General features: G+C 54.0%; 16 protein-coding genes. 8 read left to right on the forward strand and 8 right to left on the reverse strand.

Annotation, left to right across the window (positions count from 1 at the left end):
* Positions 1 to 124 precede the first annotated feature (124 nt).
* The gene (locus ACTU44_RS05435) at positions 125 to 1,153 is read right to left on the reverse strand and encodes a sugar ABC transporter substrate-binding protein (protein WP_462096875.1); all 1,029 of its coding nucleotides are present in this window, start codon (positions 1,151 to 1,153) and stop codon (positions 125 to 127) included.
* A gap of 226 nt (positions 1,154 to 1,379) precedes the next feature.
* On the opposite strand from ACTU44_RS05435, the gene ACTU44_RS05440 reads away from it, so the two are divergent.
* A complete protein-coding gene (locus ACTU44_RS05440; protein WP_336080184.1) occupies positions 1,380 to 2,627 on the forward strand; it encodes an ROK family transcriptional regulator in 1,248 nt (415 codons plus the stop codon).
* A 10-nt stretch (positions 2,628 to 2,637) separates the two neighbouring features.
* Here the strand turns inward: ACTU44_RS05440 and gloB are convergent, their stop codons facing one another.
* Both gloB and ACTU44_RS05450 read right to left on the reverse strand, forming a co-directional pair.
* Complete coding sequence (gene gloB / locus ACTU44_RS05445) at positions 2,638 to 3,408, reverse strand: hydroxyacylglutathione hydrolase (RefSeq protein ID WP_336080185.1); 771 nt, start codon at positions 3,406 to 3,408, stop codon at positions 2,638 to 2,640.
* 162 nt (positions 3,409 to 3,570) lie between these two features.
* Positions 3,571 to 4,491, reverse strand: coding sequence for a LysR substrate-binding domain-containing protein (locus tag ACTU44_RS05450; RefSeq protein ID WP_462096876.1), 921 nt, complete (start codon positions 4,489 to 4,491; stop codon positions 3,571 to 3,573).
* A gap of 125 nt (positions 4,492 to 4,616) precedes the next feature.
* Here ACTU44_RS05450 and ACTU44_RS05455 point away from each other — a divergent pair, with 125 nt between their 5' ends.
* The 3 genes from ACTU44_RS05455 (at position 4,617) to ACTU44_RS05465 (ending at position 7,386) form a co-directional block, all read left to right on the forward strand.
* Positions 4,617 to 5,324, forward strand: a complete 708-nt coding sequence (locus ACTU44_RS05455) for a glutathione S-transferase N-terminal domain-containing protein (protein ID WP_462096877.1) — start codon at positions 4,617 to 4,619, stop codon at positions 5,322 to 5,324.
* Between the two features lie 177 nt (positions 5,325 to 5,501).
* Positions 5,502 to 6,344, forward strand: a complete 843-nt coding sequence (locus ACTU44_RS05460; protein WP_462096878.1) for a methyltransferase domain-containing protein — start codon at positions 5,502 to 5,504, stop codon at positions 6,342 to 6,344.
* A gap of 241 nt (positions 6,345 to 6,585) precedes the next feature.
* Entirely contained in the window at positions 6,586 to 7,386 is an 801-nt protein-coding gene (locus ACTU44_RS05465; RefSeq protein WP_462096879.1) for a substrate-binding periplasmic protein, read from the forward strand.
* 42 nt (positions 7,387 to 7,428) lie between these two features.
* On the opposite strand, the gene ACTU44_RS05470 is transcribed toward ACTU44_RS05465, so the two are convergent.
* The 4 genes from ACTU44_RS05470 to petA all read right to left on the reverse strand — a co-directional run bounded on the left by ACTU44_RS05470 (position 7,429) and on the right by petA (position 10,827).
* The gene (locus ACTU44_RS05470) at positions 7,429 to 8,058 is read right to left on the reverse strand and encodes a LysE family translocator (protein ID WP_462096880.1); all 630 of its coding nucleotides are present in this window, start codon (positions 8,056 to 8,058) and stop codon (positions 7,429 to 7,431) included.
* A gap of 168 nt (positions 8,059 to 8,226) precedes the next feature.
* Positions 8,227 to 9,003, reverse strand: coding sequence for a cytochrome c1 (locus ACTU44_RS05475; RefSeq protein WP_114097963.1), 777 nt, complete (start codon positions 9,001 to 9,003; stop codon positions 8,227 to 8,229).
* Positions 8,996 to 10,267: a cytochrome b gene (locus ACTU44_RS05480; RefSeq protein WP_181850219.1), complete on the reverse strand. Its 1,272-nt coding sequence runs from the start codon at positions 10,265 to 10,267 to the stop codon at positions 8,996 to 8,998. The genes ACTU44_RS05475 and ACTU44_RS05480 overlap by 8 nt, the downstream gene beginning before the upstream one ends.
* 8 nt (positions 10,268 to 10,275) lie before the next feature.
* Positions 10,276 to 10,827 carry a ubiquinol-cytochrome c reductase iron-sulfur subunit gene (gene petA / locus ACTU44_RS05485; RefSeq protein ID WP_114097965.1) on the reverse strand — a complete coding sequence of 184 codons (552 nt, stop codon included), beginning with the start codon at positions 10,825 to 10,827 and terminating at the stop codon, positions 10,276 to 10,278.
* Between the two features lie 638 nt (positions 10,828 to 11,465).
* Here petA and ACTU44_RS05490 point away from each other — a divergent pair.
* From ACTU44_RS05490 to ACTU44_RS05505, 4 genes are all read left to right on the forward strand, one after another.
* Positions 11,466 to 12,353, forward strand: coding sequence for a carbon-nitrogen hydrolase family protein (locus ACTU44_RS05490; RefSeq protein WP_462096881.1), 888 nt, complete (start codon positions 11,466 to 11,468; stop codon positions 12,351 to 12,353).
* A 20-nt stretch (positions 12,354 to 12,373) separates the two neighbouring features.
* Positions 12,374 to 13,372, forward strand: a complete 999-nt coding sequence (locus ACTU44_RS05495; RefSeq protein WP_336080188.1) for a TRAP transporter substrate-binding protein — start codon at positions 12,374 to 12,376, stop codon at positions 13,370 to 13,372.
* 77 nt (positions 13,373 to 13,449) lie between these two features.
* On the forward strand, positions 13,450 to 13,959 hold the full coding sequence (locus tag ACTU44_RS05500; protein ID WP_114097968.1) for a TRAP transporter small permease: 510 nt from the start codon (positions 13,450 to 13,452) through the stop codon (positions 13,957 to 13,959).
* Positions 13,960 to 14,009: 50 nt separating this feature from the next.
* A complete protein-coding gene (locus tag ACTU44_RS05505) occupies positions 14,010 to 15,290 on the forward strand; it encodes a TRAP transporter large permease (protein WP_114097969.1) in 1,281 nt (426 codons plus the stop codon).
* Between the two features lie 56 nt (positions 15,291 to 15,346).
* Here ACTU44_RS05505 and ACTU44_RS05510 read toward each other — a convergent pair whose 3' ends face one another.
* Positions 15,347 to 16,249, reverse strand: a complete 903-nt coding sequence (locus ACTU44_RS05510; RefSeq protein WP_181850220.1) for a LysR family transcriptional regulator — start codon at positions 16,247 to 16,249, stop codon at positions 15,347 to 15,349.
* Positions 16,250 to 16,543 lie beyond the last annotated feature (294 nt).

Here is a 16,543-nt window from a genome sequence, read left to right on the forward strand (position 1 = left end):
GACGATCTTCAAAGCTCACCCGCCCGGTTCTGGTGACCGGTTGGTCGTGGATGCATACCAAGTGTAATCTAAAGTGGGACAAGGAGGGCGGGTTTCTTGCCGCCCTCCTTCGACATCAAAGGGCCTAGCCCCAGCAGCGATCGGTACCTTCGGCAACACTGATCGACGGAACGCCGTTCGCAGGCTGATCGGTCACAAGGTTCACGCCGGTGTCATAGAAGTTCAGGCCTTCGGTGTTTTTCGGTTTTTCACCGCTGTCAGCCCAGGCCTTGATGGCCTCAATGCCTTTGGACGCCATCAGAAGCGGATATTGCTGCGAAGTCGCGCCAATCACGCCATCCTTGACATTGGCCACACCCGGGCAACCGCCATCGACCGACACGATCAGCACACCTTCTTCCATGCCAAATGCCTTGAGCGCCTCATAGGCACCAGCGGCCGCCGGTTCGTTGATGGTATAGACAACATTGATCTCGGAATCGCGCTGCATCAGGTTTTCCATCGCCTTGCGACCACCTTCCTCGTTGCCGTTGGTGACGTCATGCCCGACAATCCGGTCGTCATCCTCGTCCCCAATCTTGTTGGGGTCCTTGATGTCGATCCCGAAGCCTTTCATGAAGCCCTGATCGCGCAAAACGTCAACCGACGGCGCACTTGGCGTAAGATCAAGAAGGGCGATCTTGGCGTCAGCCGCCTTGTCGCCGAGCTTGGCAGCAGCCCACTGACCAATCAGTTCGCCCGCCTTGAAGTTGTCGGTGGCAAAGGTCGCGTCAGCGGCATCAATCGGCTCAAGCGGGGTATCCAGTGCGATCACGATAAGCCCCGCATCGCGGGCCTTTTTGACAACCGGAACAATTGCCTTGGTATCGGATGCCGTCAGAAGAATGCCCTTGGCGCCCGATGCAATGCAGGACTCGATGGCCTGCACCTGGGTTTCATGGTCGCCGTCAATTTTCCCGGCATAGGTCGAAAGATTGATACCAAGTTCCTTGGCCTTGGCTGATGCCCCTTCTTTCATCTTCACAAAGAACGGGTTGATATCGGTTTTGGTGATCAGGCAGGCGCCGGTTTCATCTGCTTTTGCCGCATTCGGTGCTGCCGCAAGGCCAAGTGCAAGCGCACCAAGGGTTGCGCCAAGAAGTGCTTTTTTCATGTGTTTCCTCCCAGGGATTAACCTGACTAATCGGTCATTTTGACCAGCAATATTTGTTTTCCAACAGATCGTGGCGCGCATTCTGGGTCGGGGCCTTCAACCTGTCTGGGGCTAAGCACACACCAAACGCGATGGGCTGTCAATTAATAAATCCGATTGATTTATTAATTATTCCTGTCACTCTTGATTGCAATCGGGCATTAAATGGTCCGAGTGGGAGGAATAAATGACGGACACCATATCGACCAGCCCCGACCAAACAGGGGCGGAAGATCAGGCGGCCCGACCGTTGCATCCGGGCGGCGGGGCCAATCAGTTGCGTGTGCGCGCCTATAACGAACGCCTTGTGCTGTCGCTGGTGCGCCGGAATGCCGGTCTGTCAAAGGCCGATATCGCAAGGCTTTCGGGGCTTTCGGCGCAAACGGTTTCCGTGATCATGCGCGCCCTTGAAAAGGACGGTTTGCTCAAACGCGGCATCCCGGTGCGTGGAAAGGTCGGTAAACCCAAAGTGCCGATGGCCCTTAATCCCGATGGTGTCTTTTCCTATGGTTTGAAAATCGGGCGACGCAGTGCGGAACTGATCCTGCTTGATTTTGTTGGCACGGTGCGCGCATCGCTCAACGAAGCCTATAAATACCCGACACCCGACGGTATTCGCCAGTTCGTCCGGGACTCGGTCAATCAGATTGCCGCCGGTCTCAGCGCCGATCAGCACAACCGTATTGCCGGAATCGGCATTGCTGCACCCTTTGAGCTGTGGAACTGGGTGGATGAAGTCGGTGCCCCGGTCGAGGACATGAATGCCTGGCGCGAGGTCGATCTGATCGAAACCATCGGTGCCATCCTGCCATTTCCGGTCTTTCAGCAAAATGACGCAACTGCGGCCTGCGGTGCGGAACTGGTCTTTGGCCTTGGCCCGAACTATTCCGATTTCGCCTATTTCTTCATCGGGTCATTCATCGGCGGTGGTGTGGTGCTTAATCAGGCGCTCTATGCCGGGCGGACCGGGAATGCGGGGGCCTTTGGCTCGATGCCGGTCTCATCACGCAGCGGCCATCCAAGCCAGCTGATCGATCAGGCATCGATCTTTGTACTTGAAGAAATGCTGACCCGTGATGGTCGTGACCCGGCCATGCTGTGGCGTGATCCCGACTACTGGAACACGCTTGGCGACACGCTTGATATCTGGATCAATCATACTGCGCGCAGTCTGGCGATTGCCATTACCTCGGTCTGTTCGGTAATTGATTTCGAAGCCGTCATTGTCGATGGCGGTTTCCCCGCCGACGTGTGCGCGCGCATTGTGGCTGCGACGCGGGCTGCAACCAATGACCTTGATCTTCAGGGGATCGAACGCCCCCATATCGAACAGGGCCAGGTCGGCAGTGCCGCCCGCGCCATCGGGGCGGCAAGCCTGCCTTTGTTCTCGCGCTATCTGCTTGATCAGAATGTTCTGTTCAAACAGATGCAATAAGGCCTGATCCCTAGAAATTATCCTTGCGCTTGCGAATCTCGGCAAAGATTTCCACCGGGCTCTGGCCGCTCATGCCAAGATTTTCGGCAACGGTCGGCTCGTCAGCGCGCAGGAACGGGTTGGTCGCAAGTTCGACATCCAGTCGCGACGGAATGGTTGGCAAATTACGCGCGCGAAGCCCGTCAATATCCTGACAGCGGGCAATCAGGATCGGGTTGTCGGGCTCAATCGTTTTGGCAAAGCGCGCATTGGACTGGGTATATTCATGCCCGCAATAGATCTGCGTGCTGGCCGGAAGATTGCGGAACTTGCAAAGCGATTCCCACATCTGCGCGGGTGTTCCTTCAAACAACCGTCCGCATCCAAGTGCAAAAAGACTGTCACCGGAAAACAGCGCGGTGACCGCCGGGAAATAGAACGCGATATGTCCGCTGGTATGACCCGGTACATCAAAGACCCGACCTTCAAGATCGCCAATCAGGACCTGATCACCTTCGGCACAGGTTTCATCCATATTGGGGATGCGCGCGGTTTCTGCCGCCGGTCCCAAAAGCTTGGCACCATATTTTTCAATCAGTTCGGCATTGCCGCCGATATGGTCGTGGTGGTGATGGGTATTGATCACCAGATCAAGGTTCCAACCCTTTTCCTCAAGGGCAGCAATCACCGGCGCTGCTTCGCCCGGATCAATCACGGCGGTCACTTCGCTATAATGACAGCGCACAAGATAGGTGTAATTGTCTGAAAGACAGGGAATGACGATCACTTCGCCCGCGGCCATGGCGTACCTCGAAACTGGAATTGCTGTGTTGGATCAAGACTAGCAGCAACCACTGTCCTGAAACAATCATCGAACGATTAGAAACGCGCAATTGCTTACGCTGCGGGGCAAAACATGAACGGCATTGCGATGACGATACTCAATGCGCCAAAGAAGCCGACATCAGAAAGGCAATGGGGAGGTTGGCCGAAGTGACCTCAAATTAACCTGCTCGGCGAGTATATCGCACACGGCACGCACAGACGGTAGTTGGCCCCGACGATGAGGGATCAGTAAGGTTGTAAGTACTTTTCCTGCGTTCCACTTGGGGAGTATCCGTATCAGTTCGCCTCGGTCCAGCTCTTTCTGGCAAACTTTTTGCGGCAAACAGGTGATGCCCAATCCGGCACTGGCGGTTCGCAACAGCACGGTTGATTCATCAGCAGCAAAGTTTCTTATTGGTTGGACTTCGACGACGTCTCCCTTTTCGTTTGCCAGCGTCCATTTTTCGGCCGTACGCGATATCAGCAAACCCTTGTGATCAGAGATGTCTTCTGGATTTGCAGGAACACCATACTCTTCCAGGTAGCTTGGTGCCGCGACCAGATAAACGGGGTCGGACCCAATCGTTCTCTGTACCAAATCAGAGTCTGGCAGCGGTCGGAAGTGATCACGCACCGCGATATCAAACCCTTCCTGTATGATATCGACGAATCGGTCAGTAGTGTGTAATTCCAGTTCAACCTTCGGATAGGTTTGAGCCACCGTCGGAAGAAGGTTCGCCAGCGAAATTTGTGCTGTGGGCACTGAACAAGTAATGCGTACCAAGCCGCTGGGTTCGGCAAGGCGACCCTTGACCAAATTCTCGGCGGCTTCAGCTTCGATAAGCATAGCGGCGGCATGCCGGTAAAAATCTCGCCCGATTTCGGTAGGCACAAAGCTTCTCGAAGTACGGTGAATTAAACGTACACCCAAGGTCTTTTCAAGTTCCGCCACCCGCTTGCTGAGCGTCGACTTGGGTAAGTCAATCTGACGCGCGGCAGCGGCAAACCCTCCATGGTCCACAACATGTACAAAAACATACAGATCATTGAGGTTCAGCATTTCATAGTCTTCATTTGTGGACGATATGTCTACATATCTCAGTCTACCGATCTATCGTCCACAAAAATATACTTCATTTCTCGCAATCGACGTGAATTTTGATAAACACAACCGGGGAATGGATTATGGAACTCGTGCTTTTTTACGGCGTGCCCGCGGGTTGCTCATTTGGATCAATCGTGGCGCTAGAGTGGTTGGGGAAACCCTATCGCCTGTCTCGCGTGGAAATGATGGAGCATCCTTGGAACCCGCTCTATGCCAAAATAAACCCACAATTTCAGACACCTGCGCTGTTGCTCGAATCAGGAGAGACCCTGACCGAGAGTATGGCTATTTTGAAACATCTCGCGGCCCGTAACGCGTCAGCTAACTTGGGGGCAGCGGGCGGCAGTATGCAGGATGATCGCCTGACCGAAATGTTGGCCTATTTGAATACCGACTTTTTCTCGGCATTCAACCCGTTATGGGTGGCTTACGAAATGGAAGATCTGGATGATGCGCAAAAAGCATTGCTGAGAACCATCGGGCAAAAAGCTGTCGTCAAGGGTTGTACTTATTTGAATGGACTGCTTGCCGACCGGGAATGGTTGTTGGGTGGGGGACAACGCAGTATCGCGGATGCCTATCTCTCTGGTATTGGGCGTTGGATTCAATACCATCAATTGTTTGATCTGGAGCAGGAGTATCCGCATCTTGCCTGTTATCTAAAAAAACTGGCCAATGATCCGGCGGTTATTTTCGCAACGGCAATAGAGAAAGGCGAAGAACCGGCCGGCAGTGGTGCCTTCAAGGGGCATATCACCTTGGATGCACTTCGTTCCCGTTTAGCCTGAGGGGGCAAAACGTCCCCTTCGGCGCGCGCCCGGCGATGATAACAAAAAGGTCAATTGACGTCGTACCAATTTCACCTATTTTCGACATCACGCAACGCGCAAACTTTCTGACAGTCTAAGAAGATCTGCGTTTCAAAGCTGTTTCCGTCGGGGGCGATAGGGTGCTAAAGTCCAGTCATGCCTCAGGATGTCGTTGATCTTCACCGCTTTTATGCCAGCAGTACCGGGCAAGCCGCCCGGCGACTGATCCGCAGGCGTTTGCGCGTCATGTGGTCGGATGTGCGCGGCATGCGCGTCCTTGGTTTTGGCTATGCAACACCCTATCTGCGCCCCTTCATTGGCGAGGCCGAACGCGTCATGGCCTTCATGCCCGGCCGTCAGGGCTGCGTGCATTGGCCGGTCGACGAAGAAAACCGGGTCGCACTGACCGAAGAAACCATGTTGCCGCTGCCCGACAGTTCGGTTGATCGCATCCTTCTGGTTCATCTGGTCGAACATTCCGATTCCATGCGCCGCCTGATGCGCGAATGCTGGCGCGTATTGACCCCCAATGGCCGGATTATTGTGGTGACCCCGAACCGAAGCTCGCTCTGGTCCTGGTCGGAAAAGACGCCCTTTGGCTATGGTCATCCCTATAGCGTGTCACAATTACAAAACCTGATGCGCGAGAACATGTTCCTGCCCATACAGCACAGCCGCGCGCTGTTCCTGCCGCCGACCCAGCGCCGTCTGTTCCTGCGCTGGTCGCAGCTGTTTGAAAATATCGGATCACGCCTGTTCAAGGCCTTTGCCGGGGTCTCGATTGTCGAGGCAGGCAAACAGCTTTACGCCAGCAGCGGCACGCCATCGCGCAAACGCCGTCTGGTGCATATCCCCGTGACCGTGCCGCCGCTCCGCCCGGCCGAGGGCAATCATCAGCATCGCACCGACGATGCCGGTTCCCTGACCTGCGAGCGGACCGACATTGCCAAATCCGCTGATGCGCCGCCGAGCGGGGATGAGACCCGGGACGCGACCTGACATTTTATGTCGTGTGCTCGGCGATCTTTGATCGGGCTTCAATTCTTCAAAAAAAGATGACCGAATGTGACGGTGCGCACAGTAGTTTCATTTGTTCTAATTTATTCCCGCGCGGTAATATCAGAATTTGTTGAACAAAGAGACTGCCAGAATGGAATTGCGACGCCTTTGCCATCGCCTTTGCAATTGCCTTTGCAACCGTGCGGGCCAAGCCGGAATGACGCGATGCGGGATATGGAGCATGTTCGTGCTGATCATGATGATCGGGGCTGTCATGCTCCCGGCACGCATGGCACTGGCCGAAGGCAACACGCCCAAGCCGATTGGCATCACCCTTTATTCCGAAGAAAATTATGTCCCCTATGTCTATCGTGACGGGGATCAAGTGGCGGGCATCTATGTGTCGATCCTGCGCGAAGCCTTTGCGCGGATGCCGAAATACGATCTTGATATCGAACTGGTGCCGTTCAAGCGCGGGCTGAAGATGCTTGAACAGGGTGAAATCATGTCCTTCTTCCCGCCCTATAAGCGCAAGGACAGGACATGGGTCGAACGCTATTCCGTTCCCATCCTTAGCGAAACCGTGGTCGTGGTATGCAGCAAGGATTTCATCCAAAGCCACATGTCTTTGCGGTTTCCCGATGATTTCAAGGGTGCGACATTCGCCACCACCAGCGGATACCTTTCTGCTGGCGAAAAGTTCTACGAACTGGTCGCCAAGGGTGACATCACCCTTGATGAAGCCAATACAACGGCAAGCGGCCTGCGCTATCTGATGGCCGGACGGGTTGATTGTTATCTCAATGAACGCATGGCAATTCTGGCGGCCAACCGCGAACTCAATGTCGACAAGTCTGTTTTGCGCCTGTTTGGCGAAGCCGCCATTGTCGGGCAGGAATTTGGATATGTCACATTTGGCCCCGACCCGAACGGGAATTGGCCTTACCGCTTCGATTTCGCCGATGAACTTGATGGCGTACTCAGCGACATGCGCAATACCGGCGTGATTGATCAGCTGGTTGTCGAATATTTCTCTTACTAAAAGCTCAGATGCCGGGTTTCAGGACACGGCAAGTTTGACAGATCACCGGGCTGATACAGCCAACCCAATTCCGAAACTGACAAAGATGCTGCCCGAAATGCGCTGGAACCATTTCTTGCCATTTCCGGTCAGGAATTTGCGCGACCGCGCGGCAAACATCGAATATCCGACAATCGATGAAAACGACATGACGACAAAGGTCGTGTCCATGATCGCAAACTGCGATGCCAATGGTGCATCATGATCGATGAAAAGGGGGAACAGGGCGGTAAAGAACGCAATGGCCTTCGGGTTGCTGGCCGAAACAATGAAGCCCTGTACATAAAGGCGAAGTGCCCCCGGTGTCCGTTTCGGGCTATTGGTGATGGCATTCTCGACGGCGGGCAGGCGGCTTTCACGCCAGAACTTGATGCCAAGCCAGATCAGATAGGCCGCCCCGACATAGTGAATGATCATGAACAGCGTGCCCGACGTCATGATCAGTGCGCCAAGACCAAGGGCCGATAAAAGCCCCATCAGTCCCGTACCTGTCACACAGCCAAATGCCCCGATGACAGATGCGCGCACGCCATGGCGGATGCTGTTGGTGATCCCCAGCATGATCGCAGGGCCAGGCGTCAGGGTGGCAATAAAAACGGCAAGGAAATAAAGGGCAAACTGATCAATGGTCATGGCGGTGCGGGTTCCTGATCAAGCCGGTAACGGGAACGAATATTGCAGCTATTCAATGCGAAGCTTGTGAATGGGTCAATCCTGATGAACGCGGATCAGATACACAAAAACAAACAGGCCACCTGAAATCAGGTGGCCTGTTTTTAAGCGTCGCAGTGATGATCGAACTTAATGTTCGATATCGCGCCAGATTTTGCGTTTCAGCGCATAAAGCATCGCCGTCAGAACGATCAGGAACAGGATGACCTGCAGGCCAAGTTCCTTGCGTGCTTCAAGTTCCGGCTGTGCCGTCCAGTTCAGGAAGGCAACAACGTCGCGCGAATGCTGTTCCAGGGTTGCCGGTGTTCCATCGCTATATTCGACCGCTTCGTCATAAAGCGGCGGCGCCATGGAAATCTGGTGGCCCGGGAAATAATGGTTGTAAGACTTCCCGTCTGACAGGTCGAAGCCTTCAGGGGCTTCTTCCTCATAGCCGGTCAGCAGGGCGAACACATAATCCGGGCCTGCCACACGGGCTTTGGTCATCAGGGAAAGATCGGGCGGAATTGCCCCGCCGTTCGAAGCAGCAGCAGCCTTTTCGTTCGGGAACGGGGACGGGAAATAGTCGGACGGCTTGCCCGGACGGGTGAACATGTCACCATCGTCATTCGGACCGTCTTCAATGTCATATTCCGCTGCGATCGCCTTGATCTGGTCTTCGTTAAATCCAATGCCTTCAAGGTTACGGAAGGCAATGAACCGCAGGCTGTGACAGCCCGCACAAACGTTTTTATAGACCTGGAAACCGCGTTGCAGCTGGGCACGGTCATAGGTGCCAAACAGACCCTGCCAGCTCCAGTCCTGTGCCGCGGGTACCGGGGTATCCCCGGCAGCCCTGGCTGCAGTTCCGGTGAATGCGGTTACCGCGAAGGCGGCAGCAATTGCGGTCAGTGCGAACTTACGCATTTGCACCCTCCTTCAAAACAGACTCACTGATGCTTGCCGGAAGCGGTTTGGTTCGTTCAAGCTTCCCGACCAATGGCATCACCACAAGGAAATGCACGAAGTAGTACAGCGTCGAAAGCTGGCCCATCACGATCACCTTAAGACCCGGAATTCCCATGAAATAGTCATCCGGTGCCTTCGCCCCGCAATAGCCGAGGATGAAGGTATCAATCACAAACAGCCAGAAGAACCATTTGTAAACCGGACGGAATTTCGAGCTGCGAACCTTCGAGGTATCAAGCCACGGAATAACGAACAGGATGACGATTGACGCAAACATCGCAAGAACGCCAAGCAGTTTTGCCGGGATGCCAAGGATGGTGAAGTCAATCGAGCGCAGGATCGCATAGAACGGCAGGAAGTACCATTCCGGCACGATGTGCGGCGGGGTTACCAGCGGGTTGGCCGGGATGTAGTTATCCGGGTGGCCAAGGTAATCCGGTGCAAAGAACACAAACGCACAGAAGAAGATCAGGAACACGCCCAGTCCGAACAGATCCTTGATCGTGTAGTACGGATGGAACGGAATGCTGTCCTGCGGGGTTTTGATTTCAACGCCGGTCGGGTTGTTCGAACGCACGCTATGCAGTGCCCAGACATGCAGGACAACAAGGCCCAGAATGACAAACGGCATCAGATAGTGCAGCGAGAAGAACCGGTTCAGTGTCGGGTTATCAACCGAGAAACCGCCCCAGAGCCAGGTCACCAGCGGATCGCCAATGATCGGGAAGGCAGAGAACAGGTTGGTAATAACCGTCGCACCCCAGAACGACATCTGGCCCCACGGCAGGACATAGCCCATGAAGGCAGTCGCCATCATTGCCAGAAGGATCAGGATACCGATCCACCACAGCATTTCACGCGGTGCTTTGTATGACCCGTAATACAGGCCACGGAAAATATGGATAAAGACGCAGATGAAGAACATCGATGCGCCATTCATGTGAATATAGCGGATCAGCCAGCCATGGTTCACATCGCGCATGATACGTTCGACAGACTCAAACGCCATGCTGGTATGGGGGGTATAGTTCATCACCAGGAAAATCCCGGTAAGGATCATGGTCACCAGAACAAAGCCTGCCAGTGAACCAAAGTTCCACATATAGGACAGGTTTTTCGGGGTCGGATATTCATAGGCGGAATGGTGCAACATGGAGATTACCGGAAGACGGTCATCAACCCATTTCACCACTTTGTTATTCCATTGAGGTGCGCTCATCATACAGCTCCTTAGCCGATACGGACGGATGTGTCGGTGAGGAAGGTGTAGGTCGGCACCTCGAGATTCTTCGGCGCAGGACCACGGCGGATACGGCCCGACGTATCATAGTGCGAGCCATGGCACGGACAGTACCAACCATCATAATCGCCTCGGGCTTCCCCGGTGGCGGTGCCCATCGGGATGCAGCCCAGATGGGTGCATACGCCGACAACAATCAGCCATTCCTTCTTTTCGACACGTGCATCGTCGGCTTGTGGATCGACGAGCTCGTTCAATGCAACCTCGTTGGCTTCATTGATTTCGCGTTCGGTACGATGGCGGATAAAGACCGGTTTGCCTCGCCACATAACCTTGACTGCCTGACCAACCGCGATGTTGGCCAAATTAACCTCGACCGAGGCAAGTGCGAGAACATCTTTGGACGGGTTCATGCTGTCCACGAACGGCCACAACGCGACGCCGGTGCCAACGACACCGACAGCTGTGGTCGCCAAGGTCAGGAAATCCCTGCGGTTCTCGTCCGGCTGGTGATCGCCGGAAGAATGCACCGTTTGCGACATAATTTATCCCTCTTTCTGCCCCCAAAACAGGCATGTGGATTGCCAAAAGCAAGACTTAGGACATCCCTGCCTGATTTCCCTTGATGAAAATCAAACAATGAAGTCGCTAAAAGCCTCTAGCCCTGTTTCTGGTCCGTCATACTAACAAAAATCGGGTTTGTTAAGGAGAACTTGGAGTTGCAATTTGTTTGCATTCAATAAGATCATATGGTTTTGCAGTGCACAAATCTGTAAAACCTAGCGTAAATGCGGGTATCCTGCCTTTTACGAACCAATGGTTTACTGCTTTGGTTTTTCTTATTCCAAAAAAGTCTAATAGGGCGGTTAAAGGGTAATTATCTGTCCTTCCCGATCTGATTCGTCATCCTGCGACCGGTCGAATCCTCCCGGAACTTTCCAGTCATGCGAATGCGATGTTTTTGTTTCCGGAAATTCAAGGCGACGTGTCGGTCGATGTTGACTGTCAGGATGCGTCACAGGCCTTGATTCCGGCGGATGTCGCAATGGTGTAAGTTTTCTTACATATAGCGCAAGCCTGGCCCACCTATGCGCCCTTCCTGTCGCCTCGTAATGTTTCCGCAACAAGCAGGAGCAAAGTGCTCCCTCGAGGAAACTGTCAGGCAAAGGGTAAGAACTTCATGCAAAGCAAGGTCGTAGCAAGCGCGGTGCAACACCAGCCCGTCGAACTGGGTGGTATAGCCGAGAATCTTGCTTTCATTCTCAACCAGATGCAGGTCGAGGCATCAAACGGTAGCGATCTTGTCGTGTTTCCCGAAGCCAACCTGACCAGCTTTTTCAAACATGAAGAAGGCGGTCTGAAACGGCTCTGGAACGAGGGTTCCGTTGACGTTGATGGTCCGGAGCTCAAGGCAGTTGCCGAGGCCGCAAAGACTCTTGGCATCTATACGGTCGTTGGCTTCAATGAACGTTCTTCGATCGTCGGCACCATTTATAACAGTGCCGCCCTGATCGGACCGGAAGGCATCGTCGGTGTCACCCGCAAATGTTTCTTCCCCGGTATTGAAAAGCTGTATTACACCCCGGATTACAACCGCACGACCTTTGACTGTGCGCTGGGCAAGATCGGGATCGTGATCTGCTATGAAACCCTGTTCCCCGAAGTTGCACTGGAACATTTCCGACAGGGTGTAGAAATTCTTGCAGTCACCTCTTCCTTCTGGTCGGGCGGTGCCAAAGGCGGCGCAGGGGATCCGGTCACCAAAAAGAAATTCTGGGAAACGGTTCCGACCGTTACCGCCATTCAGAACCAGGCATTTGTGGTTTCGTGCAATGCCTGCGGCTTCCTCGATCTCGGCAAGAAAGTCGGGACCTGGGAACGCCTTGGCCTGAGCCAGATCGTCTCCCCCAACAGTGGCATTCTCGCACAGGCCGGACAGTTCGCCGCCGAAACCATTCGGGCCGAACTGCTTGAGAGCGATCTCATCGAGGCACGCGCCAATTATCCCCTGATGGCAGATCGTCTTCGGGGTCGAAAACTTGTCGAACAACCTGTACCAACCAGATAATTATCAGAACGGAGGCACCAATGAACAGCAAGTTCAAATTTGCGGCATTTGCTGCAATCGCAATGGCCGGTTTCGGTAGCCAGGCCATGGCTCAGGAATTCACCTTTACCTTCGGTCATGTTCTTATGGAAGATACCCCGAACGGTAAGGCAGCACGCGCATTCGAAAAAGAAGTCGAAGAAAAATCCAATGGCCGCATCGAGATCAATGTGATCCCGGCTGGTGGCCTCGGTGGCGATGTCGACATCATCGAACAGCTGCAAAATGATCTGGTCCAGATCGCAATTCCGCCAACCGCGACCCTGGGCAACTTCGAACCGAAACTTCAGGTTCTTGACCTGCCTTTCATCCTTCCGAGCGAAGAAATGATGGTCAAGGTTCTTGATGGCGAAGTCGGTCGTTCGATCCTTGATACCCTTGATCAGCACGGCATGCATGGCGTGAACTTCTGGGGTGCCGGTTTCCGTAACATCACCAACAATGTTCGCGAAATCACTGCGGTCGAAGACCTTGCCGGCATCAAGATGCGCACCATGCAGGCACCGGTCATCCTGACCCAGTACAACGAATGGGGTGCAAACCCGACGGCAATGGCCTTTGCCGAAGTTTACGGCGGTCTTCAGGCTGGCGTTGTTGATGGTCAGGAAAACCCGATCGCCAATATCGTTGCGATGAAATTCTATGAAGTTCAGAAATACATGACCCTGTCGTCACATGCCTATCACGGCTATGCCGCAGTCATGAGCGAGAACGCATGGAACTCGCTTCCTGATGATCTGCGTGCCGTCGTTGTGACCGCCTTCGACAATGCCCGCGACCTTGCTCGTCAGCTCACCAACGAGTATGAGGCAGAACAGCTTTCCAAAATCAGCTCGGACATCGCAGTCCATCGCCTGACGGATGCTGAAAAGGATGCCTTCATCAAAGGCAGTTTCGCTGTCCATAAGGCCTTTGCCGATGTAGTTACACCGGAACTGATCAATTCCATTTATGCAGTTACCGGCGCAGGTCCCAAGTAATCTGCACATTTCGAAATGATGGGCCGACTTGCAAGACTGCAATCTTGCAAGTCGGTTTTTGACAATGGGACGGCAAAATGTTCGAAAAATTTGACAAGGCCCTTGCCCGCCTCGAAGACGGATCCATGATCTTTCTGATGGCTGTCGCAATTTGCCTGACATTTCTTCAGGTGGTCATGCGCTATGTCTTCAGTGCCCCGCTTTACTGGGCCGAGGAAGTTGTGCTCTATGCGATCATCGTCATGAGCTTTGTCGGCATCAGCATCGGCATCCGTCTTGGCAGCCATATCTCGGTTGATCTTCTCGATGCCATCGTTCCGGCGCGATATATCCCTGTCCTTCGGATCATCGCCATTGCCTTGGGGATTTTGTTTGCACTCGCTCTGGTCTATTTCGGCGGCAAACTTTTCCTGAACACGCTTGAACGTGGTCAGTTGTCCCCCGCACTGCGCATCCCCGTTTCAGCCGTTTACGCAATCATTCCCGTTTCCGGTTTCCTGTCGCTGTTTCGCTATGGCTATGCGCTTGCACAATTACTGCAAGGCAAACAGATCGCGGCATCCGAAGAAAACCTGCGCGCCATGTAGGTCGCACCCGCAAACAGCTGAATTCCGGTTTCTATCAGGGCAAAAGAATAATGTTATCAGGACTCTTGCTTTCATTCGGGGGCCTTCTGCTATTTGGCCTTCCGATCTTCGCGGCACTGGCCTTTGCCGTTGTTGTCGCCGTCGGTTTCTGGGGGCCATTTGATCCGGTGATTGTTCCGATGCGCATGTTCGCAGGCATGAACAATTTCTCGCTGATGGCCATCCCGTTCTTCATTCTCGCATCCGAACTGATGCGTATTGGTGGCTTGTCCCAGCGTCTGGTCGACCTGGCAACCGTACTGGTTGGCTGGATCCCGGGCGGGATTGCTGCGGCAACTGTCCTGTCATGCCTGTTCTTCGGGGCGATTTCGGGATCAAGCCCGGCAACCGTGATTGCGATTGGCAGCATCATGTTCCCGGCACTGGTTGCCGCGGGCTATGATCGCTTCTTTGCCATCGGTCTGATCACTGTGGCAGGGACGCTGGGCCCGATTGTTCCGCCCAGCATCGGTCTGATCATTTATGGGTCCGTCACCGGCGCGTCGGTCGGCAAGCTGTTTGCCGGTGGTGTCGGCCCGGCTCTGTTGATTGGGGCTCTTCTGATTGCGGCTTGCGTGATTTTTGCCATCCGGCGCGGCTATCCCCGTCAGGATTTCCCGACCCGTGCGGCCTTCCTTCTTGCAGTCAAACGTTCGGCATGGGGCCTTGGTTTGCCCTTCCTGCTTCTGGGCGGCATTTATTCCGGTGTCTTTACCCCGACTGAATCCGCGGCTGTTGCCTGCATGTATGGCTGGTTCGTCGGTGCGGTAATCTATAAGCAGATCGGTCTTGCCGAACTTAAAAGCATCCTGAAATCATCAGGTGCGATTGCCGCCACCCTGCTTCTGATTACGGCGGGTGCATCGGCATTCTCTTGGCTTCTGACCATTACCGGCGCACCGGGCAGCCTGTCCTCACAGGTTCTGAGCAACACAAGTGATCCCTTCACCGTTGCTGCGCTGTTCAATATTGTCATGCTGGTGACCGGCTTCTTCCTTGATAGTGCATCCGCCATCATCGTTCTCGCGCCGCTGCTTCAGCCGATTGCAGCCCAGGTTGGCATTGACCCGGTGCATTTCGGCCTGATCACGGTTGTGAACTTCTCGGTGGGCATGCTCACCCCGCCGGTCGGGTTGAACCTGTTTGTGGCGATGGGTGTTTCAAAGATGTCGTTGCGCGATGTCTTGCGGGGCTGCCTGCCCTTCATCGCAATCATGATCGTTGCCCTGATCCTGATCACCTATGTGCCATGGATCACCTTGTGGCTACCCGATCTGATCTACGCGCAATAGGACTGCCAAGACGTGTTGATGTGAAAAACAGGCGGGGCCGGAGCAATCCGGCCCCGCTAGTTTTCTTCGTAAAACAGCCGCCGGTCTTTCTGGCAGGTCTCAAGCAGAAACTTCCAGACCGACATCAGACCCGGGAAACGGTGCAAGTCGCTTGACGACGAAATCCAGTATTTGCGTGCAAATGCTATTTCCGGGCAGACCCGGATCAGATTGAATTCCGAAATCAGGTAAATCGGGAAAATCCCCAGTCCGAGCCCGGCCGAAGTCGCAAACAGCTGCGACACCATGCTTGTGCCGCGAAACGCATATTTCAGGTTTGGTGAAAGTTCTTCGTGGTAATTCAGGGTCTGGGAAAAAATATGGTCGCGGACATAGCCGACCCACATGTGATCAAGCACATCCTGCGATCCCTTAAGCGGCCCGTGTTCGGCGATATAACCTTCACTGGCATAGATCCCCAATGTGTAGGGGGTCAGAACCTTCTTGATCGTATTTTCGCCTTCGGGTTCTTCAAGGGTTACACAGATATCGGCTTCACGGTTGGTGATCCGGGCCTGTTTGGGCAATGAAACCAGTTCGAAATCAATATTCTGGCCACGCAGCCACCAGGAAAGCTTTTCCGCCAGATAGCCGTTCCCAATACCCTCAACCACACCGACACGAATTTTAAGACGCGGCGCAGAGGGGCTGTTTTGCTTGGCAAAGGCAAGACGCAACTGGCGTTCGCATTCCTCGGCATAGCTGGCCAGATCGCGCCCGTCGCGGGTCAGTTTATAGCCCGACTTGTCCTGGGAAAACAGTCGAACACCCATGCTGTTTTCAAGATTTGAAATCCGGGCCTTGACCGTCACACGCGATGTATCAAGAACCCGTGCCGCCGCCGACAAGGTTCCTTCACGCGACAGCACCAGAAGATGCTTCAAATCATCCCAGTTAAGGTCAAAGTGGGGTTCCTGCACAGATATGACATCCTGAATACGGCAAGGCGGGATACTTGAAAAAACGGTTCGACCCGTCTTTGAAATTTATCCCCGAAGATACCGAAAATACATCGGGTTTGAAACACCATTGAACCGGATTATAAAGTTTTACCGGCGCGGGGCTGTCCATTCACCCCGATGCTTTCAGCCGCTGCTGGACCAAAGGCTTCCGGAAAGTCGGGCTGCGGGCATGGTTGCGATTAATTGCCGTCAATTTCTGGCGACTTCCTGTCTAATTGGGGTAAAAGGTCGTGATCATTCATACGATAATGG

This window comes from Thalassospira sp. SM2505, assembly GCF_054901115.1.

Bases quoted from the DNA above. Each gene is read 5' to 3' on its own strand.
- ACTU44_RS05435 (WP_462096875.1), bottom strand. From the start codon at position 1,153: ATGAAAAAAGCACTTCTTGGCGCAACCCTTGGTGCGCTTGCACTTGGC.
- ACTU44_RS05455 (WP_462096877.1), top strand. From the start codon at position 4,617: ATGGAACTCGTGCTTTTTTACGGCGTGCCCGCGGGTTGCTCATTTGGA.
- ACTU44_RS05495 (WP_336080188.1), top strand. From the start codon at position 12,374: ATGAACAGCAAGTTCAAATTTGCGGCATTTGCTGCAATCGCAATGGCC.
- ACTU44_RS05505 (WP_114097969.1), top strand. From the start codon at position 14,010: ATGTTATCAGGACTCTTGCTTTCATTCGGGGGCCTTCTGCTATTTGGC.
- ACTU44_RS05440 (WP_336080184.1), top strand. From the start codon at position 1,380: ATGACGGACACCATATCGACCAGCCCCGACCAAACAGGGGCGGAAGAT.
- ACTU44_RS05490 (WP_462096881.1), top strand. From the start codon at position 11,466: ATGCAAAGCAAGGTCGTAGCAAGCGCGGTGCAACACCAGCCCGTCGAA.
- ACTU44_RS05470 (WP_462096880.1), bottom strand. From the start codon at position 8,058: ATGACCATTGATCAGTTTGCCCTTTATTTCCTTGCCGTTTTTATTGCC.
- ACTU44_RS05460 (WP_462096878.1), top strand. From the start codon at position 5,502: ATGCCTCAGGATGTCGTTGATCTTCACCGCTTTTATGCCAGCAGTACC.
- gloB (WP_336080185.1), bottom strand. From the start codon at position 3,408: ATGGCCGCGGGCGAAGTGATCGTCATTCCCTGTCTTTCAGACAATTAC.
- ACTU44_RS05480 (WP_181850219.1), bottom strand. From the start codon at position 10,267: ATGATGAGCGCACCTCAATGGAATAACAAAGTGGTGAAATGGGTTGAT.
- ACTU44_RS05450 (WP_462096876.1), bottom strand. From the start codon at position 4,491: ATGCTGAACCTCAATGATCTGTATGTTTTTGTACATGTTGTGGACCAT.
- ACTU44_RS05475 (WP_114097963.1), bottom strand. From the start codon at position 9,003: ATGCGTAAGTTCGCACTGACCGCAATTGCTGCCGCCTTCGCGGTAACC.
- ACTU44_RS05500 (WP_114097968.1), top strand. From the start codon at position 13,450: ATGTTCGAAAAATTTGACAAGGCCCTTGCCCGCCTCGAAGACGGATCC.
- petA (WP_114097965.1), bottom strand. From the start codon at position 10,827: ATGTCGCAAACGGTGCATTCTTCCGGCGATCACCAGCCGGACGAGAAC.
- ACTU44_RS05465 (WP_462096879.1), top strand. From the start codon at position 6,586: ATGTTCGTGCTGATCATGATGATCGGGGCTGTCATGCTCCCGGCACGC.